The 20,306-nt window shown below is 66.8% G+C and carries 17 protein-coding genes and 1 pseudogene; 9 read left to right on the forward strand and 9 right to left on the reverse strand.

Features of this window, described 5'->3' with window-relative positions:
- The first annotated feature begins 90 nt into the window (after window positions 1–90).
- Both U1769_RS19670 and U1769_RS19675 read left to right on the forward strand, forming a co-directional pair.
- Window positions 91–1,677, forward strand: a complete 1,587-nt coding sequence (locus tag U1769_RS19670; RefSeq protein WP_332719437.1) for an ABC-F family ATP-binding cassette domain-containing protein — start codon at window positions 91–93, stop codon at window positions 1,675–1,677.
- 423 nt (window positions 1,678–2,100) lie between these two features.
- Entirely contained in the window at window positions 2,101–4,989 is a 2,889-nt protein-coding gene (locus U1769_RS19675) for a TonB-dependent receptor domain-containing protein (RefSeq protein ID WP_332719439.1), read from the forward strand.
- 23 nt (window positions 4,990–5,012) lie between these two features.
- Here U1769_RS19675 and U1769_RS19680 read toward each other — a convergent pair whose 3' ends face one another.
- From U1769_RS19680 to U1769_RS19695, 4 genes are all read right to left on the reverse strand, one after another.
- The gene (locus U1769_RS19680) at window positions 5,013–6,281 is read right to left on the reverse strand and encodes an MFS transporter (RefSeq protein ID WP_332719441.1); all 1,269 of its coding nucleotides are present in this window, start codon (window positions 6,279–6,281) and stop codon (window positions 5,013–5,015) included.
- Window positions 6,282–6,438: 157 nt separating this feature from the next.
- On the reverse strand, window positions 6,439–7,602 hold the full coding sequence (locus tag U1769_RS19685) for a glutathionylspermidine synthase family protein (RefSeq protein WP_332719443.1): 1,164 nt from the start codon (window positions 7,600–7,602) through the stop codon (window positions 6,439–6,441).
- 12 nt (window positions 7,603–7,614) lie between these two features.
- Complete coding sequence (locus tag U1769_RS19690) at window positions 7,615–8,343, reverse strand: PspA/IM30 family protein (RefSeq protein WP_332719445.1); 729 nt, start codon at window positions 8,341–8,343, stop codon at window positions 7,615–7,617.
- A gap of 20 nt (window positions 8,344–8,363) precedes the next feature.
- Window positions 8,364–8,798 (reverse strand): YjfI family protein, encoded by a 435-nt coding sequence (locus U1769_RS19695; protein ID WP_332719447.1) that lies wholly within the window; start codon window positions 8,796–8,798, stop codon window positions 8,364–8,366.
- Between the two features lie 123 nt (window positions 8,799–8,921).
- Here U1769_RS19695 and U1769_RS19700 point away from each other — a divergent pair, with 123 nt between their 5' ends.
- Genes U1769_RS19700 through U1769_RS19710 form a run of 3 tightly spaced genes read left to right on the forward strand, consistent with a single transcriptional unit; the run spans window position 8,922 to window position 10,588 of the window.
- Window positions 8,922–9,590 carry a DUF2491 family protein gene (locus U1769_RS19700; protein WP_332719450.1) on the forward strand — a complete coding sequence of 223 codons (669 nt, stop codon included), beginning with the start codon at window positions 8,922–8,924 and terminating at the stop codon, window positions 9,588–9,590.
- Between the two features lie 12 nt (window positions 9,591–9,602).
- Window positions 9,603–10,016: a DUF350 domain-containing protein gene (locus U1769_RS19705; protein WP_332719452.1), complete on the forward strand. Its 414-nt coding sequence runs from the start codon at window positions 9,603–9,605 to the stop codon at window positions 10,014–10,016.
- 11 nt (window positions 10,017–10,027) lie between these two features.
- Window positions 10,028–10,588: a DUF1190 domain-containing protein gene (locus U1769_RS19710; protein WP_332719454.1), complete on the forward strand. Its 561-nt coding sequence runs from the start codon at window positions 10,028–10,030 to the stop codon at window positions 10,586–10,588.
- A gap of 12 nt (window positions 10,589–10,600) precedes the next feature.
- Here U1769_RS19710 and galE read toward each other — a convergent pair whose 3' ends face one another.
- Together galE and U1769_RS19720 are read right to left on the reverse strand one after the other, a co-directional pair.
- The gene (galE, locus tag U1769_RS19715; protein WP_332719457.1) at window positions 10,601–11,596 is read right to left on the reverse strand and encodes a UDP-glucose 4-epimerase GalE; all 996 of its coding nucleotides are present in this window, start codon (window positions 11,594–11,596) and stop codon (window positions 10,601–10,603) included.
- 123 nt (window positions 11,597–11,719) lie between these two features.
- Complete coding sequence (locus tag U1769_RS19720; protein ID WP_332719460.1) at window positions 11,720–12,097, reverse strand: hypothetical protein; 378 nt, start codon at window positions 12,095–12,097, stop codon at window positions 11,720–11,722.
- A gap of 473 nt (window positions 12,098–12,570) precedes the next feature.
- On the opposite strand from U1769_RS19720, the gene U1769_RS19725 reads away from it, so the two are divergent.
- The gene (locus U1769_RS19725; RefSeq protein WP_332719463.1) at window positions 12,571–13,347 is read left to right on the forward strand and encodes a GntR family transcriptional regulator; all 777 of its coding nucleotides are present in this window, start codon (window positions 12,571–12,573) and stop codon (window positions 13,345–13,347) included.
- On the opposite strand, the gene U1769_RS19730 is transcribed toward U1769_RS19725, so the two are convergent.
- Entirely contained in the window at window positions 13,344–14,519 is a 1,176-nt protein-coding gene (locus U1769_RS19730) for an acyl-CoA dehydrogenase family protein (RefSeq protein WP_332719464.1), read from the reverse strand. The two genes, U1769_RS19725 and U1769_RS19730, sit on opposite strands and share 4 nt — an antisense overlap.
- Window positions 14,520–14,638: 119 nt before the next feature.
- Here U1769_RS19730 and U1769_RS19735 point away from each other — a divergent pair, with 119 nt between their 5' ends.
- From U1769_RS19735 to U1769_RS19745, 3 genes and pseudogenes are all read left to right on the forward strand, one after another.
- Window positions 14,639–15,475 carry an HpcH/HpaI aldolase/citrate lyase family protein gene (locus U1769_RS19735; RefSeq protein WP_332719466.1) on the forward strand — a complete coding sequence of 279 codons (837 nt, stop codon included), beginning with the start codon at window positions 14,639–14,641 and terminating at the stop codon, window positions 15,473–15,475.
- An 89-nt stretch (window positions 15,476–15,564) separates the two neighbouring features.
- A pseudogene (gene astD, locus U1769_RS19740) lies at window positions 15,565–16,986 on the forward strand (succinylglutamate-semialdehyde dehydrogenase); the annotation flags it as partial.
- Window positions 16,986–18,125, forward strand: a complete 1,140-nt coding sequence (locus U1769_RS19745) for a carbohydrate porin (RefSeq protein WP_332719468.1) — start codon at window positions 16,986–16,988, stop codon at window positions 18,123–18,125. The pseudogene astD and the gene U1769_RS19745, both read left to right, overlap by 1 nt.
- A gap of 70 nt (window positions 18,126–18,195) precedes the next feature.
- Here U1769_RS19745 and U1769_RS19750 read toward each other — a convergent pair whose 3' ends face one another.
- Complete coding sequence (locus U1769_RS19750; protein WP_332719470.1) at window positions 18,196–18,738, reverse strand: hypothetical protein; 543 nt, start codon at window positions 18,736–18,738, stop codon at window positions 18,196–18,198.
- Between the two features lie 158 nt (window positions 18,739–18,896).
- A complete protein-coding gene (locus tag U1769_RS19755; protein WP_332719473.1) occupies window positions 18,897–20,198 on the reverse strand; it encodes an Hsp70 family protein in 1,302 nt (433 codons plus the stop codon).
- Window positions 20,199–20,306: the final 108 nt, after the last annotated feature.

Consider the following 20,306-nt stretch of genomic DNA (forward strand, 5'->3'; position numbering starts at 1 on the left):
GCCGCTGGCACCGGCCCTCCGACCGGATGTGCAGCATGACCTTTTCCCTGACCGCAACGCCAGTTCGCCTTGCCTTCAGGGACGATCATCATGCCTGCCATTTCCATTTCCGGTCTTTCCTGGTCAACGCCTGACAACCGCCCGGTCCTTACCGATCTCGACCTGAGCTTCGGCGCCGAGCGCGCCGGACTGATCGGGCGCAACGGCGTGGGCAAATCCACCTTGCTCAAGCTGATCGCCGGGCAATTGCCGATCCAGTCGGGCCGGATCGCCGCCACCGGGACGATCGGGGTGCTGCGCCAGACCGTGCAGCTGGACCGCGACGAAACCGTCGCCGACCTGTTCGGCGCGACTGGCGCGCTTGCCCTGCTCCTCCGCGCGGAACAGGGCATGGCGACAATCGAGCAACTGGATGCGGCCGACTGGACTCTGGAGGACCGCATCGCCGCTTCGCTCGGACGGGTCGGGCTGGAGGCCGGTCCCGAGACGCCATTGGCCGCGCTGTCCGGCGGTCAGCGCACGCGGGCGAGCCTGGCCGCGGTGGTTTTCGGCGAACCCGATTTCCTGCTGCTCGACGAGCCGACCAACAATCTCGATCGGGCGGGGCGGGAGGCGGTTATCGGACTGCTCGCCGGCTGGCGCGCGGGCGCGATCGTCGTCAGCCATGACCGCGACCTGCTTGAGACGATGGACGCGATCGTCGAACTGACCAGCCTTGGCGCGACCCGCTATGGCGGCAACTGGAGCCGCTACCGCGAGCGCAAGGCGATCGAACTGGCGGCGGCCGAGCACGACCTGGCCGAAGCGGAACGGCATGTCGCCGCGGTCGCGCGCGGCGCGCAGGAAACGGCCGAGCGCAAGGGGCGCAAGGATGGCGCGGGCAAGCGCAAGGGCGCGAAACGCGATATGCCGCGCATCCTGATAGGCGCGCGCAAGGACCGGGCCGAGGACAAGGGGGGCGAGAACCGCCGGCTGGCCGAGCGGCAGCGGGCGGAAGCGAGCGAAGCCGCCGCGGCGGCGCGGGCGCGGATCGAAATCCTGCAGCCCTTTGCGGTGGCGCTGGCGCCGACCGGCCTGGCGGCGAACCGGATCGTGCTGGAACTGACGGACGTGACCGCCGGATATGAGCCCGGCGTGCCCGTGCTGCGAGACGTGTCGCTGACGATCACCGGGCCGGAGCGGATCGCGGTGACCGGGCCGAACGGATCGGGCAAGACGACTCTGCTGGCGCTGATCGCCGGGCAGCTGAAGCCATGGGTCGGGAGCGTACGCGTGCCCGTCGCCATGGCGATGCTCGACCAGCAGGTGAGCCTGCTCGATCCGGCGCGCTCGATCCGCGACAATTTCGCGGCGATCAACGGCCCGGCGGACGAGAATGCGTGCCGCGCGGCGCTTGCCCGGTTCATGTTCCGGGCCGATGCCGCGTTGCAGATCGTCGGCACGCTGAGCGGCGGACAGTTGCTGCGCGCCGGGCTGGCCTGCGTGCTGGGCGGGACGGAACCGCCGTCGCTGCTGATCCTCGACGAGCCGACCAATCATCTCGACCTGGAGTCGATCGCGGCGGTGGAGGCGGGGCTGCGCGCTTATGACGGCGCACTGCTGGTGGTCAGCCATGACGCTGCGTTCCTGGCGGCGATCGGGACAGATCGACGTATCGAGATCGAAGCGCCGGCCTAGAGCCGCGAGCGCGAAATCCAACCCAGATCGGTTCAGTTGGAAGGTCGTCATGACGGCCGGCCCCCTTCGCCATCGCCGCCCGATTCCCCGCGAGCCTACGCCGTGACCAGAAAGAAAATGGAAGAAAAACGAAGTAAAAATCAATAATAAGAACAAGAACGGGAAGAATAGAATTATGATGAGCATAGGCGTCCGTTTATGCCAGTTTAACCATCATCACACCAAGTTTTCGCGACAGCGCTAGAGTCAAGAATCCAACCAATATGGTGGGATGTGTCACCGGCACGGCACAGGCCGGGCAAGATCGCGCCGATCGACTCAGTCACTGCTTGCGAGTCTCTCCCGCTTTGCTTCACCTTTGCCGCAATAAGACGATCAGACGCCCGGGGGGATGTTCACAGGCATGGATGAGGAGATGAATTCATGCACGGAATCAAGCACGTAAAACTCGCCGGCATTGCCTCGCTGGCGCTCGTCGCCGGTCTGGCGGCCATTCCCGCTCAGGCGCAGGAAACGCCCGCCACCGATGGCGCGAGCCCGACCGACGACATCGTCGTGACCGGATCGCGTATCCGCCGCAACCCGCTCGACCAGGACAAGCCGATCGTGACGGTCGACGAAGCAGCCATCGCGCGAACCGGCCTCAGCTCGGTCGCGGACGTGCTGCAGCGCCTGCCCAGCGCCGGCGGCGGCCTCAACACCAAGGTCAACAATGCCGGCAATATCGGCGGCCCGCCGGACGGCACCGGCGTCAGCTCGGGCTCCGCGGAAATCGACCTGCGCTATCTCGGGGCGAAGCGGACGCTGGTGCTGGTCGACGGCCTGCGCTTCGTCAACGGCTCAGCGGCGGGCGGCATCCCCGCCTCAGTCGATCTCAACGCACTGCCGACCAGCATGATCGAGCGCGTCGAGGTACTTCAATCGGGCGCCTCGCCGCTTTACGGAACGGACGCTGTAGCCGGGGTGGTCAACATCATCACCAAGCAGGGGCAGGAGGGCCTGAAGGCCTCTGCCCAGTTCGGCACCTTTCGCCAGGGCGACGGGCATACCCAGAATTACGAGGCGAGCTACGGCATCCAGTCCCGAGATACCGGAACTTCGGTCGTCTTCGGCGGCTATTATACCAAGCAGGACGCGGTCAGCACGGCCGATCGCTCGATCTCGCAATTCCCGACACCCGGCGCTGTCGCCTGCGACGACCCGGCCTTTGCCTCCATTGGCGGTGTCGGATGTAGCGGTTCCCCGCCACTCGGACGCTACCGCGTGCTCGGTCAGAACCTGACGCTGAAAGCGCCGGTTGTCGGTCGCGTGGCGACGCTGGCGGATTTCAAGACGTTCACCGATGCCGACCGCTTCAACTTCGGGCCGTTCAACTATCTGCTGACGCCGTCGGAGCGCTATGGCGGGTTCCTGAATTTCAAGCAGGAACTGACCGATGCCGTCAACATGCGGGTCAAGCTGGTCTATAACCACCGGCATTCGCGGACTCAGGCCGCGTTCCTCCCGCTCGTCATCGGGCCGGACGCGGGCAACGGCAATCTGCTCGACCGGATTTCAGTCGATGCGACCAATCCATACAACCCGTTCGGCGTCACGCTTTCCTCAGGGGTGAACCTGGACGGCACACCTTCGGGCGTGCCCGCCAATTATGTCGCGATCAATCGCCGCTTCGTCGAGGGTGGCCAGCGCGTCTTCACGCAGGACGTCGATACGTTTTCGGGCACGGTGACATTCGACGGTGATTTCCATATCGGCGATCACAAATGGTATTGGGACGTCAACGCCGTCCTGGGCCTGAACGATGCGCATCAGCTGTTCACCGGAAACGTCAACGCCGCGAACCTCGCACGGGCGCTCGGGCCCGTATCCCAGTGCACCGGCGCGTGCGTGCCGTTCAACATCTTCGGCGGCGCAGCGATCGGCGGCGCGGGCTCGATCACGCCGGCGATGCTCGATTTCGTGACGTTCGACGAGCGCGACAAGAGCCAGCAGAATCTGGCCGATTTCACCGCCAACCTGTCGGGCTCGCTGTTCACGCTGCCTGCAGGCGATGTCGGCGTGGCGATCGGCTACGAGCATCGTTACCAGAAGGCGAGCTACGATCCGGATCCCATCATCGTCGCCGGGCTCGGTGCCGATGTGCCCACCCAGCCAAGCCGCGGCCAGTTCAACGTCGATGAAATCTACGGCGAGCTCCGCGTGCCGATCCTGGCCCATACGCCGTTCTTCGAAAGCCTGGAATTCAGCGGGGCGGTGCGGCACTCCAACTATTCGACCTTCGGCAGCAACACGACCTTCACTGCCTCGGGCCTGTGGAAGCCGGTGCCCGACCTTCTGTTGCGCGGCGGCTATGCCGAGAGCCTGCGCGCGCCGAGCATCGGCGAGCTCCATGCGGGCGCATCACGATCGGACCAGACGATCCCCGATCCGTGCACCAGCGGACCCGGCGGCTCCTTCCAGACCAATGCAACCGTCAGAGCTAACTGCATCGCCAACGGCGTGCCGGCGAACGGCAGCTTTGCCGAGCCGGCCGGGCAGATCGGCGTGTTTTCGGGCGGCAACATCGATCTGAAGCCCGAAACCGCCAAGACCTGGACGGCGGGCGGCGTGTACAGCCCGTCCTGGGCGCGGGGCGGGTTCGCCAGTGCGCTCAGCCTCGAGGTCAATTATTACTCGATCAGCCTCAAGGACGCGATCGACTCGGCGCCCGCCACGTTGATCATCACGCGCTGCGCCTTCGACGGTGATGCCGAGAGCTGCGCCCTGATCCAGCGGACGCCCTCCGGCAGCATCGCGTCCGTCGGCGCGGTCTTGCAAAACCTGAACTCGGTCAAGACCGACGGGCTGGACGCTACCTTCATCTACCGGTCGCCGGTTTTCCATGGCGGTACGGCGGGCCTCTCGGTCAATGCGGCCTATCTGCTGAAATATGACGCAATCCTGCCGACGGGGCTCCAGAAGTGCGTCGGCACCGAGCGTTGCCTGTCGACCGACCAGGCGTTCCCGCGCTTCAAGGCGAACAGCACGATCGACTGGTCGATGCCCGATTTCGGTGCGTCGTTCACGGGCCGTTACATCAGCTCGGTGCGCGAGAGCACTGGCCAGCGGATGGGGAAGACCTTCTACGGCGACGTCCAGCTGTATTTCTCGCCGGGCTGGATGGAAAACCGCTTCCGGCTGACGCTGGGCGTCAACAATGTCTTCAACCGGAACCCACCCGCGTGCTTCACCTGCGACAGCGCGAATTACGATCCGACGACCTATGACGTGCCCGGCCAGTTCGGGTACGCGCGGCTGTCCTTCGGGCTCTGAGCCGCACGATCGCAACACCGGAATCAGGCCCGCGCGAGCGGGCCTGATTCTCGTTTGGTATGCCGGCCGGTGTCGCCGAGGGCGAGGAACGCCAGGGCCGCCACCAGCATCGCCGCCAGCCCGAGCGCCAGCGCGAGGCCGTAGCTGCCGGTGACATCGTGCAGCTGGCCGAAGCCGATGATCCCGATCGCGGTACCGGCCAGCGCCAGCATCAGCAGCGTGCCGTAGATCTCTCCATAAGCGCGCAGGCCGAACAGGCGCGCCGCAAAGAACGGCAACAGATCGAATTCCGCGCCGTTCATCAGGCCGGCGACGAACACCGCCACCATCAGCAGGACGAAGCCCGGCGCGGGCAGCTGGAGCAGCGCGAAGCCGATTGCCGACAGCAGCGCGGCACCGGCCGCCATGTGCGCCGGGCGGAAACGATCGACCAGCGCGCCCATGGCGAGGCGGCCGACGACCTGCGACGCGCCGTAGCTGGCGAGCAGGAGCGCCGCCTGCCCGGCGTTCAGCCCGCGTTCGAGCCCGAACGGCACGAGCTGCGTGACCAGGCCGATCGTCGCCATGTTGACCAGCATCACGCTGCCGGCGAGCAGCCAGAAGGAACGGGTGCGGCGCGCCGCGGCCCCGGTCGACCCGGGAAGCTGCGCCGCGTCGGCGGCGGCGGCCGCGAGATGCGCCCGGCGGGCGGACGCCCCGCGCAGCAAGAGCAGCACGGCGGGCAGCGCGAGCAGGACAGTCAGCGCCGCCAGCGCCAGGAACCCGCCGCGCCAGCCGGACGCCGCGATGACGAATGCGAGGAGCGGCGGCACGAGGATCGTCGTCAGCGACAGGCCCGAGGTCGCGAGGCCGAGCGCGAGCCCGCGGTGGCGGACAAAGACCGACGAAATCAGCTTGCCATGGACCACCGCGCTGGTGCCGGGAACGGAGAGCGCGAGGCAGACGACCAGCAGCTGATAGTGCCACATCACGCCGGCGAGCATCGACAGGCCGCAATACGTGAGGCCGAGCAGCAGCATCGCCGAGACGATCACCGCGCGCACCCCGATGCGATCGGCCAGCCGGCCGATGAACGGCACCGCGAGCGCCCCGGCCAGGCCGAGCCCGGCGGCAGTGGCGATTTCCCCACGGGTCCAGCCGAAATCCTCCATCATGCCGGGCGTGAACAGGCTCGAGATATTCTGGAAGAGACCGGGCCCGGTGCCGATGCCGATCATGCCCGCGGCGACCAAGGGCCAGCCGCGGCGCCATTCGGGGGGTTCGGTCCGGAGCGATGTGGTGCGGGTATCCACGGCATCATCCTCGATACGGGGGCCGAGGAAACGTGATCGGCCTGTCGGCTCGTTGGTACCGGAGGACGCCGCCGCGCGCCCTATCCAATCAGCCTGCGTCGGTAATCTTCGGGCGAAATCCGGTTACAGACGTCATCACCGCCGCAACGGATCGCCCCTACCCCTCGATGAAATGCGGCACGAAGCGTGCGAGGTTGCGCGTCACCACACCGTCATCCTCGCGCACGCCGATGCCGGCGGCCGCATCGCCGACGATCCATGCGCCGATCACCGGATAGCGGCCGTCGAACAGCGCGGGCGGATGATAGGCCTGGCGGATATGGCCTTCGGCGCCATAGCCTTCGTCGAGCGCCGTCTCGGCCGCACCGCCGCGCGCGACCAGGATGTTGGCGCCTTCGCGCGAGAAGAGCGGCTTGCGCACATAGCTTTCGCCGAGCGAGGCGGCGGCCGGATCGTCGTCGAAAAAGGCCGGTAGCAGATTGGGGTGATTCGGGTGGCGTTCCCACAGCAGGGGCAGGATGCCCTTGTTGGAGAGGACCGCTTTCCATGCCGGCTCAATCCAGCGCACGCCGGCCCTGGCAAGCTTCGGCGCATAATCCTCGCGGAACATGAATTCCCAGGGATAGAGCTTGAACGCCGCCTGGAGCTCGAATCCGTCGGCGTCGACGAACTTCCCTTCCGCGTTAAGGCCGATATCGCCCATCTTCACGAATTTCGGCTCGATTCCGGCCTGAGTCGCCAGATCCTCGAAGAAGCGCACCGTCTGGCGATCCTCGATCGAATCACCGTCCGCCGCGAAATGGACGAAGCCGCCGGTCGGGAAGATCGTCGCGAAGCGATCGCGCAGGCGATCGAACAGGCTGTTGAACTGATCGGTGTTGACCGGCAGCTTGCCGGCCTCGAGCAGCTCCTCAAGCCAGAGCCACTGGAAGGTTGCGGCTTCGAACACCGAGGTCGGCGTGTCGGCATTATATTCGTAGAGCTTGGCCGGGCCGGTGCCGTCATAGGCGAAATCAAAGCGGCCATAGAGCGACGGCTGGCGCGTGCGCCAGGATTCGGCGACCAGATCATGCTGTTCCGCAGGGATCGCCAGGCGATCGAGCAAGGCCGCATCGCGCACGACCTCATCGACCAGATCGAGGCACAGCTTATGGAGCTGCTCGGCGGCCGGCTCGATGCGCTCCTCGATCTCCTCGAGTGTGAAGGCATAAGCGACGCTCTCGTCCCAATAGGGCGCGCCGCCGGTATCGTGATAGACGAAGCCGATCGCATCCGCCTTGGCGCGCCAATCGGCGCGGGGCTCGAGCGTGATGCGCCGCATGGGTTTTCGCCTTTAGTTGTCGGTCGAATCGGTGTCGCGGCGCTGCTCGATCTGCAGCGTCGGCTTGGGCGGCGCGAGCCGGGCGAGCACGTCGTCCGCCGAGGACTGGCCGGGCAGAATGCCGGCAAGGCGCAGCTTCTCGTCGAGATCGGCGCCGGTGCGGCGATCCTCGAGCTCGCCGGCGGCGCGAAGCTTCTCGCCGCGGATCATCTGGCGCTCGCGGATGCGCGCGAGGCTGTCCGCGGCCGAGCCGAGCGAATTGCCGGCGCCGCTGGCGGCGACGGTGGCCTGAGCCTTCTGCACCGATTCATTGACCTTCACGACATCGACTTCGCGGCGGAGCTGCTCGATCTTGCGATCGGTCGCGGCGATGGCGGTATGGATCTGCTCCTCGGCCTGGCGCATGTCGGCGACCTGCGGGGCCTTCATCGAAATATCCTGTTCGAGATCGGCGATACGCTGCGCGACCTGGCGGGCGAGATCCATATTGCCCTTGTCGACCGCCACCCGGGCCGAGCCCTCATATTTCGCGATCTGCGCCTGGAAGCTCATCACTTCGGCCTCGAGAATGCGGCGGCGGGCGACCAGGCCGGCGAGATCGTCGCGCGCCTTGCCCTGCGCCTTGTCCGCATCGCGAATCTCCTGATCGAGGATGCGCAGCGCATTGGCATCGACCACCGCGGACGCGGCCTCGTTTCCGGCGGCGCGGCCGAGGGTGAAAAGCTTGCTCCAGATTGCCATCGTCTCGTCTCCGGTGGGGTTCAGGCGGGCGCGAACGCGTCGCGCAGGTCAGTCGCCGCTTCGATCGCGTTTTCCGCCAGGGTGCGCAGCTCGATCACGATCGTATCGAGCGATGTGGTGGTAGCGAGTTCGCCGAACAACTCGTAAAAATCGCGGCCCTCGACGGTGGCGATGCCGAAATTGGAGAGCGGCACCAGCTTCTGCGCCTTGAGCAGGAATTCGTTGAACGCCTGGCGATCGGGCTGTTCGTCGCACGGCCAGAGCAGCACCGATGCCGCGATCTGCGCTTCGCTGACGTTGACGAACACTTCGAGATCGCCCTGCTGGTGCATCGTCGCGAGCAGCACGGGATCGGCGCCCTCGATCACGCGCACGCTGAACTCGCCATCGGCAACGGCGGCCGAGCCGTCTAGCGCTGCCTTCAGCGTGCGAACGGTCCAGGCGATATCGGTCATTGTCCTACTCCCGGGGATGCATGGTCTGCTGAGATAGGCGCTCATAGAAGATTTACAGCGACGTGCCAGCATTCCCATCGCATCCCGTCGCACCGGTCCTTCCCCGATCGCCCGCGCGCGCCTATGTCGGGGCTCGCAACTTTCGAGGATTCGATGTTCGATCGCCTGTTCGGCCGCAAGCAGGCGCTTGCGGCTTCCGCGCTACCCACCATCCGCAACGTGACGATCGGCCGCACCGTGATGCTCGATCCTCTGGCGTGGCGGCGTTTCGGCACGGAACTGCTGTTCCCGTTCGACGGCGATACGCTGCAGATCGTGGCGCAGGGGCTGGTGAAGCTCGACGATGGCGGGTTCGTCCATCGTTTCTATACCGACGACGACGTGATGTTTCAGGCAGTGTCGAGCGACGCGGCCGGTCAGGACGTGACCGACGTCACCCTGTTCGCGCCGTGGCGGAGCATCTATCCCGGATCGTCCGCCGAGCGCCCGGCGTGGCGCGAGCGGCTGATGGCGCGGACCTTCACAGACGAGGGCCTGCCCGAGTATCGCCGTTTCTGGTTCGGCGAGGAAGCGCCCCGGCAGGAGCCAGTGACCTTCTGGGAAGATCTGCACGACGACCGCGACGGCATCGTCGACCGGCGCATCTTCCAGACCAGCATGTTGTTCGCGCGCGAGCTGGCGGGAGACGGCATCGAGCTGCTGCTGGCGATCGACCAGGAGAGCGAGAATCGTGACGTGTCGTTCGAGATCATGCTAGGAGTCGTGCTCGAGCTCGGCGAGTTCAGGGCCTGAGAGGATGATGCGATGATCGACACCCACGGCTTTCAGGCGAGCGCGCTTGCCTTCCTCATCGCCTTTGTCGCGGCGGGCCTGTTCACCATCGTCTTCAAGGTGATCTACCAGGCGGCGACCCCCTATAACGAGCGCAAGCTGATCCGCGACGGCAATGTCGCCGCGGCGATCACGCTGGGCGCGGCGTTGCTCGGCTATATCCTGCCGCTCGCCTCGGCGCTGGAGAATACGGTGAGCCTGGTCGAGTTCGCGGCCTGGGCCGTGCTGGCGGGCGTGATCCAGATCGTGACCTTCACCATCGTGCGCATGATCGTGATGCGCGACCTGAGCGACCGGGTGGAGCGCGGCGAGCTGGCGGCGGCGATCTATATGGGGAGCATCTCGATCGGCGTGGGGCTGCTCAACGCCGCCTGCATGACCGCCTGAAGGAACCGGGCATGAAGCGATCCAGATCCATCGTCCTGACCAGCCTGATGGCCGGCACGGGCTTTTCGCTGAGCGCGTGCGACGTCAGCGATACCGGCAAGCAGGTCGACGCGGTGAGCTACACCTCGGTGGCCGAATGCCGCGCGGCCGGGCTGGTCCCGGCGTCGCAGTGCGAGACGGCCTATGCCCAGGCAGCAGCAGCCGATGCGAAGACGGCGCCGCGTTTCGAGGACCGCAAGACCTGCGAAGAGCAGTTCGGCGTCGCCCAGTGCGTGCCGCGCAATGAAAACAACGGCAGCTTCTTCACCCCGCTGCTGACCGGCTTCATCATCGGCCAGGCGCTGAACAATGTCGGCGGCGGCTATCGCGGCGCGCCGATGTACCGCGATCGCGACGGCGGCTATTATGGCGGCGCGGGCGGCAGGGTCAGCCGTGACTATGTGACCGGGCGGACACGCGTCGGATCGGAAGCGTTCAACCCGGCGGCGCGCGCGCCGGCGCGGGTGCAGTCGCGCAGCTCGGTTATCTCGCGCGGCGGCTTCGGCGGCGGCGGACGCGGATTCGGGGGATAGAGGCCCGGCGGGCTATTCCCGCTGCTGCAACGCGCGTTCCCAGGCCAGCGCGTCCTTCACGATCGTGTCGAGATCGTCGCGCTGCGGCGTCCAGTCGAGCGTCGCGAGGATGGCGCGATTGTCGGCGACCAGTTCGCCCGCATCGCCCGCGCGCCGCCCCTCAAGACGGCGGTCCAGCTTCATATTGGTGACGCGGTCGACCGCATCGAGCACCTGCTGCACGGAAAATCCGCGGCCGTAGCCGGCGTTGAGGATGTGACTGCGCGTCGGCTCGGCGACCAGCAGATCGAGCGCAGCGACATGCGCGGCGGCGAGATCGCTGACATGGATATAGTCGCGCACCCCCGTGCCGTCGGGGGTGTCGTAATCGGTGCCATATACCCCGACCGAAGTCCGCTTCCCGGTCGCTGCCTCCACCGCGATCTTGATCAGGTGCGTGGCGCCTGCGGTTGACTGGCCCGCGCGGCCCTGCGGATCGGCCCCCGCGACGTTGAAATAGCGCAGCGCGCAATAGTTGATCGGGTGGGCCGCGGCGACATCGCGCAGCATCGCCTCGGTCATCAGCTTCGAACTGCCATAGGGATTGATCGGAATGGTCGGATCGCCCTCGGCAACCGGCACCCTGACAGGCGTGCCATAGGTCGCAGCGGTAGAGGAGAAGATGAAATGCCGCACGCCGCACGCCACGGCGCTTTCGAGCAGCGCCCGGCTGGCGACGGTGTTGTTGCGGTAATATTTGAGCGGATCGACGACCGATTCGGGCACGATGATCGACCCGGCGAAATGCATGACGGCGCGCACGTCGTGGGTAAGCAGCGCGCCGCGGATCAGGTCGTCGTCCTCGATACTGCCCTGGATCAGCGTGGCGCGGGAATCGACCAGCCAGTCGAAGCCGGTGGTGAGATTGTCGACGACCACCACGCGGTGCCCCGCATCGAGCAGCGCCAGGACCGCATGGCTACCGATATAGCCCGCCCCGCCCGTCACCAGCACCGCACCGTCCAGCATCGTCGTTCCCCCTCAGCTCGACACTGCGTTACGGTCCGTCGCCGGTCGCCGCAATGGCCGAGACGAAGGACTCGGCGGTTATTCCGGGCTTAAGTAACCGGGGGTCGATACCGCAGAGCGCGCTCAGCAGCGAGAGAGGAAATCCTCCATGGCGTCATAGGCGACGGGGGTCAGCCGAAGATAGGAACGACGGCCGTCATAGGGATCGGCCTCGCGCACCACGAGCGCCCGCTCGATCAGCAGTTTCACCCAGCGCAGGCCGGTCGACATCGGCTTGCCCGATCCGATCGCCGCGCTCGTCACCGAGACGCGCTTGCCGCTGGCCTGGGCGATATACAGGTCGAGCATCAGATCCCAGCCGGGATCGCCGAACAGCTCGTTGCCCAGCACTTCGTCACGCAGGCGCCGCTGGTTGTGGATGGTGCGCGCCTTCTCGATCAGCGCGAACTCGGCGCGCAGGCCAATGCGCCGGTGAGCAATCGGCAATTCCTGAATAAGCATAGTCGGTCTTCCCCGGGTCCCCGTCGAGGCGCCAACTATAAGGAACAATAGCTGAATCGGTGTTATCCCAAAGTCGGAACACGGTGTTCCATAATTCGGCGTGCGCCATTGCTGGAACGCCAACACGCCAGAAACGGCCCGAAAATGAGAAATCGGCTGGAAAAACGTCGGACAATGGCGGAATTCCGTTGTTTTCTGCGGACACGAAAAGAGTGCCCCTGTTCCACTGGAACACCCCGCGCGGCATTGAACATGCCGGCCGTGATCCCATGGAACACCAAAACCCCAATGTGGAACACCTCGAACGGGGATGTGGAACACCCCGCGAATGGCCGATTCCCGTGCGCCCGATTGGCATATCGATCCATTGTCCCGATTCCGCATCGCAGCGTGCGCTTGATTAGTCCCGTAACGGCCTTTAGGTAAACGTTGTCAGACGACGTTGACCTTCTTCAAGATCAGGCGCCGAGACGATGAACTCAAGTGGGAAAGCGGGCAGCAAGGCCAGGGCAACACCCACCGCGGACGCGCTCCACCAGGGCGCCGTGCCGCGCCGCGGCACCCTGCGGCTCGATGCCGTGAAGGCCATTCGCAAGATGATCCTGCTGGGCGAGCTGCCGGCCGGCGAGCGCCTGCGCGAAATCCCGCTCAGCGACGTGCTCGGCATGTCGCGCACGCCGATCCGGGAGGCGTTCCGTACTCTGGCGGCGGAGGGGCTGATCGATCTGCTGCCCAATCGCAGCGTCGTGGTCAGCATGCCCGACAAATCGGAGGCGGCTGACGTGTTCGCCGTGCTCGGCGTGCTCGAGAGCCTGGCCGGGCAGCTTGCCTGTCGCAGGATGTCGCGGGCGCAAATGGAGATTCTCGATGAGCTTCAGGCGGATCTCGCCGCCTGCTACGAAACGTCGGACCGGTTGCGTTATCTCGAGGCGAACCGGATGATCCACGAGCAGATCGTGCAGGCCGCCGACAGCCCGTCACTGTTGCTCGCCTGGCGGCTGCTGCTGCCCCGCGCCGAGCGCGCGCGGCACGCGGCCATGGTCGATCAGCGCTGCTGGGCTGAAGGACTCGCCGAACACCAAGCGATCAATGCCGCGATCCAAGCGCGCGACGAACGGCGGCTCAGCCGGCTGCTCGAAAGCCATTTCGCCCGGGGCGTGGAGAAAGTGAAACAGGCCGAAGCCCGCGCCCGGGCCGAATGCCGTGCCGCGCGCCACGCGCTGATCCGTCGTCAGGCCGGCCAGTCCTAATAAGAGCGCGGCATGCCAAGCACATGTTCGGCGAGATAGGACAGGATCAGGTTCGTCGAGATCGGCGCAACCTGGTACAGGCGCGTTTCCCGGAACTTGCGCTCGACATCATATTCCTCGGCAAAGGCGAAGCCGCCCAGGGTCTGCATGCAGGCCTCGGCCGCGGCCCAACTCGCATCGGCGGCGAGCAGCTTCGCCATGTTCGCTTCGGCGCCCGCGGCACCACCCGCCTGGTAGAGCGCGGCGGCCTCATGCACCATCAGCTCGGCGGCGCGCATCTGCGCATAAGCGCGGGCGATGGGGAACCGCACGCCCTGGTTGCGCCCGATCGGCCGGCCGAAGACCTCGCGTTCGCCGGCATAGGCCGCGGCCCGAGCGATGAACCATTTCGCATCGCCGACGCATTCGGCACCGATCAGGATACGCTCCGCATTCATCCCCGACAGGATATAGCGGAAGCCCCGCCCTTCCTCGCCGACCAGGCTGGTGGCGGGGATCGCCAGGCGATCGAAGAAGACCTCGGTCGTGGCGTGGTTCATCATCGTGCGGATCGGGCGGATCGTCATGCCGTTGCCCGCCGCCACACGCATGTTGATCAGGAACACCGACAGGCCATCCACCTTCTTCGCGACCCGGTCGCGCGGCGTGGTGCGGGCGAGCAGCAGCATCAGATCGGAATGTTCCGCGCGGGACGTCCAGATCTTCTGGCCGTCGACGATATAGCGATCCCCATCGCGCACCGCGGTTGTGCGGAGCGCCAGCGTATCGCTGCCCGAGCTCGGCTCGGTCACGCCGAACGCCTGGAGCCTCAGCGCACCGCGTGCGATCTGCGGGAGCAGCGCTTCCTTCTGCGCGGCGCTGCCGTGGCGCAGCAGCGTGTTCATCACATACATCTGCGCGTGGCAGGCCGATCCGTTACAGCCCGATGCCTGAATCTCCTCCATGATCACCGCCGCATCGGCGAGCGTCAGACCCGATCCGCCGAATTCCTGCGGGATCAGCGCGGCGAGGAAACCGGCGCCGGTCAACGCGGCGATGAAGGTGCTGGGATAGGATTTGTCCCAATCGAGCGCGCGCCAATATTGCCCGGGGAAGTCTGCACACAAACGGCGGACGGCCCGGCGGATCTCGCCCTGCTCCTGTGTGTCGCGCGCGCCCTGTTCGAACAGCATGAGCTCCTCCCCGGTGCAGACCATAGCAGTGACGGGCGATCGTTCGAAGCCGCCAGCGATGGACGGGATTGTCGCCCCTGTGCCAGAGCGGCAGAAGCCCGTTGCAAGAAGGTATCGCCATGACGTTCCGGTCGCTGCTGTTCGTTCCCGGGGATCGACCCGATCGCTTCGCCAAGGCAGCGGCGAGCGGCGCGGACGCGCTGATCCTCGATCTCGAAGATTCCGTCGCGACGGAGAAGAAGGCGGAAGCGCGCGAGGCCATTGCGGCATGGCTGCGCGCGGATCGAGCCGTACCGAGCTTCGTCCGGGTGAATCCGCTCGGTGGCGACGAGATCGCGGCCGATCTCCGGGCGATCCTGCCCGTCGCGCCGGACGGGATCGTCCTGCCCAAGGCCGAAGGCGCGGCTTCCGTCCGCGCGCTGATCGATCTCGCGGGCGGCACAATGCCGCCGGTCCTGCCGATCGCCAGCGAGACCGCCGCCGCGGTGTTCCAGCTTTCCACCTATGGCGACGTCGCGGATCACCTCGCCGGCCTGACCTGGGGTGCCGAAGACCTGCCCGCAGCGATCGGCGCCGCGAGCGCACGCAACCCGGACGGCAGCTATACTGCGCCTTATGAAATGGTCCGCGCGCTGGCCCTGTTCGGCGCACATGCCGCGGGGGTGCCGGCGATCGAGACAGTCTATCCCAACATCGCGGACAGCGAGGGCCTCGCCGCCTATGTCGCGCGCGGCCGGCGCGACGGCTTCACTGGCATGATGGCGATCCATCCGGCGCAGGTCGCCGCGATCAACGCCGGCTTCAGCCCGAGTGAGGCCGACATCGCGTATGCCCGCGCGGTGGTCCAGGCATTCGCCGCCAATCCGGGGGCCGGGGCGCTGAAACTCGCCGGCCGGATGATCGACCGGCCGCACCTGAACCAGGCGCGCAAGCTGCTGGCGCAGATTCGCGCGTGAGCGCGGAGGCCACCGAGCTTGATCTATCGCGCGGAGCGTCCGACATCACGTGCGAGCGCAACACACGACCCTGAGCGAAATGGCGGCCTGACATGACGACCCTGATCGAATCCCGCGACCCGGCAACGGGCGACCTGGTCTGGTCCGGTCCCGCGGCGTCGGCGGTCGACTGCGCGGCGGCCGTTGAGGTGGCGCGGCGCGCGCTGGACGAGTGGTCGGCGGCCACGATCGACGAACGCATTGCGCTGGTTCGCCGGTACCGGGACGCGTTGCAGGAGGACGCCGACGCCATCGCCACCGCCATCGCGCGCGAGACGGGGAAGCCTTTCTGGGAGACGAAGACCGAAGTCGCCTCGATGATGGGCAAGGTCGACCTGTCGATCGCCGCGCAGGCCGAGCGCACCGGCACGCGCGAGCAGGCAGCGCCATTCGGCCGCGCTGTGCTGCGCCATCGGCCGCACGGCGTGATGATCGTGCTCGGCCCGTATAATTTCCCGGGGCATCTGCCCAACGGCCATATCGTGCCCGCCCTGCTCGCGGGGAACACCATCATCTTCAAGCCGTCCGAAGAGACCCCGCTGGTCGGCGAGCTGATCGGCGCGGCGATGCGCAAGGCCGGCCTGCCGGAAGGCGTGTTCACCGTCGTACAGGGCGGCCGCGACACGGGCGCGGCGCTGATCGCCGAGGATATCGACGGGCTGCTATTCACCGGATCGGCCGGGGCAGGCGCGCATTTCGCGCGCGTCTTCGCCAATCGCCCGCAGGTGATCCTCGCGCTCGAACTCGGCGGCAACAACCCGCTGATCGCCTGGGACGGCGATCCGGAAGCGATCGCCTCGATCGTCGTCGGATCGGCCTTCGTCACGAGCGGGCAGCGCTGCTCCTGCGCGCGCCGGCTGATCGTGCCGCAGGGCGCGGCCGGCGACGCGTTCGTCGCGGCGGTAGCGACACTCGCCGACCGGCTGACGATCGGGGCGTGGGACGAGACGCCGGAGCCGTTCATGGGCCCGCTGATCTCGCCGGCCGCCGCGGCGCGGGTGACGGATCAGGTCGCTGAGCTGATCGGGCTCGGTGCCCGCGTGATCCGCCCGCTGAGCCCGGTCGATGGCCGGTCGAACGCGTTCCTGACACCGGCGATCCTCGACGTGACCAGCATCGACGCGCCCGACCAGGAGATTTTCGGGCCGGTGCTGCAGGTGACGCGCGTGGCCGACTTCGCGGCAGCGATCGAGGCCGCCAACGCCACCCGTTTCGGCCTGTCGGCAGGGCTGATCAGCGACGATGACGATCGCTGGGCACTGTTCCAGCGCCGTATCCGCGCGGGCGTGGTCAACCGCAACCGGCCGACCACCGGGGCGGCCGGATCGATGCCGTTCGGTGGGCTCGGCGCCTCCGGCAATCATCGTCCCAGCGCCTATTATGCCGCCGATTACTGCGCCTATCCCGTCGCCAGCTTCGAGGCCGACCGGGTGGTGGACCAGTGCAACGACCTGAAAGGCCTCAGCGCCTGATGCGGGGCGCCGCGGCCCTGGTGGCTGCCGGCGCCTGCCTGTCCAGTCCCGCCGCCGCGGAGGAACGCGCACCGGTGACGCTGGGCGCCACCTATGTGACTGACATATTGACCGTCGCCGATGGCGGCATGAGGCGCGGAACCGTGTGGCTGGGCCGCGCCGATGTGACGGCGACGATCGACGGGCGGGTGTTCGGCATCGACGGCGCCGAGTTGTTCTTCGACGTGATGGGCGTCAACGGCCCCGATTTCTCCGGCCGTTACGTCGGCGACGCGCAGACCGTCAGCAATGTGCAGGCTGACAGCCCGGTGCGACCTTATGAAGCCTGGCTATCCGTTCCGGTCGGCGCGGGACTGACGGTGAAGGGCGGTCTTGTCGACCTGAACAACGAATTCGACATGCAGGAGGTCGGCGATCCATTCCTGAACAGCTCGTTCGGGGTTGGCCCGGATTTTTCGCAGAGCGGCGTGAACGGGCCCTCGATCTTCCCCGCGACGGCGACGGCCATAATGCTCCGCTACGAGGACAAGGACTGGACGGGGCGTTTCGCCGTGTTCGACGCCGTGGCGGGGGCCGTCGACAATCCACGTCGGACAGTGATTCGCCTGCCAGGCGAGCGTGGGGCGCTGCTGATTGGCGAGGTGGAGCGCAAATTGCCGGGAGACGCCAGGATTCAGCTTGGCCTGTGGCATTACACCACCCGGTTCGACCGGATCGATCTCGACGCGCCCGGGACCACGACCAGCCATGGCGGCTATGCGCTGGTCGAGGGCAAGCTCGCCGAACGCGGCAAGGCAGCATTGCGCGGCTGGGCGCGGATCGGGCTGGCCAGCCCCGAGGCGAATCAGATCGGGCTCTATCTGGGCGGCGGTGCGACCTGGGGTGACAAGGAGCAGCAGATCGGCCTGGCGGTTGCGCACGCGCGGCTCGGCAATGCGGGGCGGCGCGCGGCGATCGCCGCGCAGGGTCGGGCGGATCGTGCGGAGACGACGATCGAGCTTACCTATGCCCTGCCCCTGACGTCCTGGGTAACCGTTCAGCCCGACGTCCAATATGTGATTCACCCAGGCTGGATGCCGGCGCTGCACAATGCGCTGGTCGCCGGAATGCGCTTCAGCTTCGCCATCGAAACGGAATGATCCCGACGCGTTGCGTACGCCACGATCGATTCAGCCGGGGCAACGCCGCGCTACCCCCGCCGACTGGCGATCAGGCATAGGCGATATCGGACGGAGCGGGTGCTGCCGCCCGATCGCCCGCATCGTTGCCAGCCATGGGCATTTCGAAATGGTCGAAATGGTGCCCCTGGGGATTCAGCGTCAGCCGGGTGAGGCGAGTCAGTCTGGTGCCGATGCCCGGCCGCGTGGCGTCTGCCGTGACGGATGCGATGATCGGCACCCAATACGCGCCGGCGCCATAGGCATGGTGGTCGCGCAGATCATAGGGGTGCCCGCTCGCGATGAAGCGCAGATCATGCCCGTCGAACAGAGCTGCCAAAGTGCGGCGCGTTTCGAGCGAGGCGTAACGGCCATCGTTAGCGGCATCTTCGTCGGGCGTGCCGAACCACGCCTCTTGCAGGAACAGACCGATCGGCCCAGCCGACGTGTCGAGCGTGTCGCGCAGCCACGCCGCCTGGGCGCCTTCGCCCTTTTGCGTGCCGAACAGCGCTGCGTTCAGGCCGATCAGCGTCCAGCCATTGGTACGATTGACCCAGTGATCCAGCCCGAAGGTGGCGCTGAACCGAATCGACATGTCGGAAGGGAACGGGCCTGGGTTGCCGGGGTGAGTCACGGGATACGCTCCTGAACCATTGATCCGGGCGATCGCGGTTCGCCGTGGCGGCGAGACCGGTGCGATCGCTCATGCTGTAGCGCGGATCGATGCCAGTTTCGTGACGGAGCGCCCGGCGGTCAGGCCGACCAGGCCGCGATATCCTCTTCCTGCCCGATCAGGGCCAGGCCGTGCGCGATCGAGGTCAGTTCGCCGCCCGAGCCGATCGCCGCATCGCCGAAGCGCCGTGCGAAGATCGCGCGGACGGCCGGGATCAGCGACGAGCCGCCGGTCAGGAACACGCGGTCGATCTCCCGCTCGCTCGTGCCCGCAATGGCGAGCGCGCGATCGACCGTCGCTTCGATCCGCTTCAGATCCTCGGCGATCCACTGCTCGAAATCGGCACGCGCCACTTCGGCCTCGATCTCGAGCCCGGCGCCGGCGAAGCGGAACGGCGCATAGTCGTCGCTCGACAGCGCACGTTTCAGCCGCCCGACAGCATCATAGAGCGGATAGCCGAACTCGTTCTCGATGATCGCGATCATGCGGCCGATCGCGACGGGATCGATCGCGGTGCGCTGCAGCCGGTGCAGTTCCTCCAGCGTGCGGCGGTTACGCATCAGCGCGAGGCGCGACCAATCGGCGAAATCGGTGAAATAGCCGCCCGGGATATCCAGGATCTTGTCGAACGATCGATAGCTGCCGCCCTTGCCGAGCATCGGCAGCACCAGCCGGTCGATGATGCGATAATCGAAGCGATCGCCCGCGATGCCGATGCCGGCATGGCCGAGCGGCACGCACCGCTTCGCCGCGCCCGGCTCGGCCACGCGCACCACCGAGAAATCGCTGGTGCCGCCGCCGAAATCGGCGACCAGGATAGTGGCCGGCTCCTCCAGCCGCGTGGCATAGCTGAACGCGGCGCCGAGCGGCTCATAGACATAATGGAGTTCCGCGCCGAAGCCGGCGAACATGGCGTCATAGCGCTGGCGGGCGAGCCCCGCATCGGGTCTCGCGCCGGCATATTCGACCGGCCGGCCGATAAGGACGCGGCGGGGGCGGTCGTCCAGGACGCCGCCAGCATGCGCGACGAGCTTTTCGAGGAACAGTCGGCCGAGATCCTCGAAGCGCAGGCGCTTCTCGAACACCGAGGCATGTTCGAACACCGCGCTGGCCGCCACCGACTTGAACGACTGCAGGAACCGCGTGTCCTGCGGATAATCGAGATATTCGGCGATGGCCCAGGGCCCGGCTTCGACCGCCATGCCGCCGCGCACCGCATCGTCATGCCAGAAGCAAAGCGCCGAGCGGAACACGGCGCTCCGTTCGACCGGGCCGTCGAACTCGACCAGCGCGGCGCCGCGCTCCGTGCCGGCGAGCGCGACGACGCTGTTGGTCGTACCGAAATCCAGGCCGATCGCCGCGCGGGCAGCAGCATGTTCCATTGCCGACCTTCCGCAGCAGCACAGGGCCGGCGCCTATGCCGCTTCCCGCCGGGAAAGAGCAAGGCTTGTTATCGGCGCGCGACGGGAGTCGCTCCCGATTTTAAGGAT

Origin of the sequence: Parasphingomonas zepuensis (assembly GCF_036663735.1) — a bacterium.
In the GTDB taxonomy this organism is placed as follows: domain Bacteria; phylum Pseudomonadota; class Alphaproteobacteria; order Sphingomonadales; family Sphingomonadaceae; genus Sphingomonas.

Coding starts and splice junctions, on each gene's coding strand:
- U1769_RS19695 (WP_332719447.1), bottom strand. CDS start 8,798: ATGACCGATATCGCCTGGACCGTTCGCACGCTGAAGGCAGCGCTAGAC.
- U1769_RS19730 (WP_332719464.1), bottom strand. CDS start 14,519: ATGCTGTTCGAACAGGGCGCGCGCGACACACAGGAGCAGGGCGAGATC.
- U1769_RS19700 (WP_332719450.1), top strand. CDS start 8,922: ATGTCGGGGCTCGCAACTTTCGAGGATTCGATGTTCGATCGCCTGTTC.
- U1769_RS19690 (WP_332719445.1), bottom strand. CDS start 8,343: ATGGCAATCTGGAGCAAGCTTTTCACCCTCGGCCGCGCCGCCGGAAAC.
- U1769_RS19750 (WP_332719470.1), bottom strand. CDS start 18,738: ATGTCGATTCGGTTCAGCGCCACCTTCGGGCTGGATCACTGGGTCAAT.
- U1769_RS19735 (WP_332719466.1), top strand. CDS start 14,639: ATGACGTTCCGGTCGCTGCTGTTCGTTCCCGGGGATCGACCCGATCGC.
- U1769_RS19720 (WP_332719460.1), bottom strand. CDS start 12,097: ATGCTTATTCAGGAATTGCCGATTGCTCACCGGCGCATTGGCCTGCGC.
- U1769_RS19755 (WP_332719473.1), bottom strand. CDS start 20,198: ATGGAACATGCTGCTGCCCGCGCGGCGATCGGCCTGGATTTCGGTACG.
- U1769_RS19705 (WP_332719452.1), top strand. CDS start 9,603: ATGATCGACACCCACGGCTTTCAGGCGAGCGCGCTTGCCTTCCTCATC.
- galE (WP_332719457.1), bottom strand. CDS start 11,596: ATGCTGGACGGTGCGGTGCTGGTGACGGGCGGGGCGGGCTATATCGGT.
- U1769_RS19670 (WP_332719437.1), top strand. CDS start 91: ATGCCTGCCATTTCCATTTCCGGTCTTTCCTGGTCAACGCCTGACAAC.
- U1769_RS19725 (WP_332719463.1), top strand. CDS start 12,571: ATGAACTCAAGTGGGAAAGCGGGCAGCAAGGCCAGGGCAACACCCACC.
- U1769_RS19710 (WP_332719454.1), top strand. CDS start 10,028: ATGAAGCGATCCAGATCCATCGTCCTGACCAGCCTGATGGCCGGCACG.
- U1769_RS19745 (WP_332719468.1), top strand. CDS start 16,986: ATGCGGGGCGCCGCGGCCCTGGTGGCTGCCGGCGCCTGCCTGTCCAGT.
- U1769_RS19675 (WP_332719439.1), top strand. CDS start 2,101: ATGCACGGAATCAAGCACGTAAAACTCGCCGGCATTGCCTCGCTGGCG.
- U1769_RS19685 (WP_332719443.1), bottom strand. CDS start 7,602: ATGCGGCGCATCACGCTCGAGCCCCGCGCCGATTGGCGCGCCAAGGCG.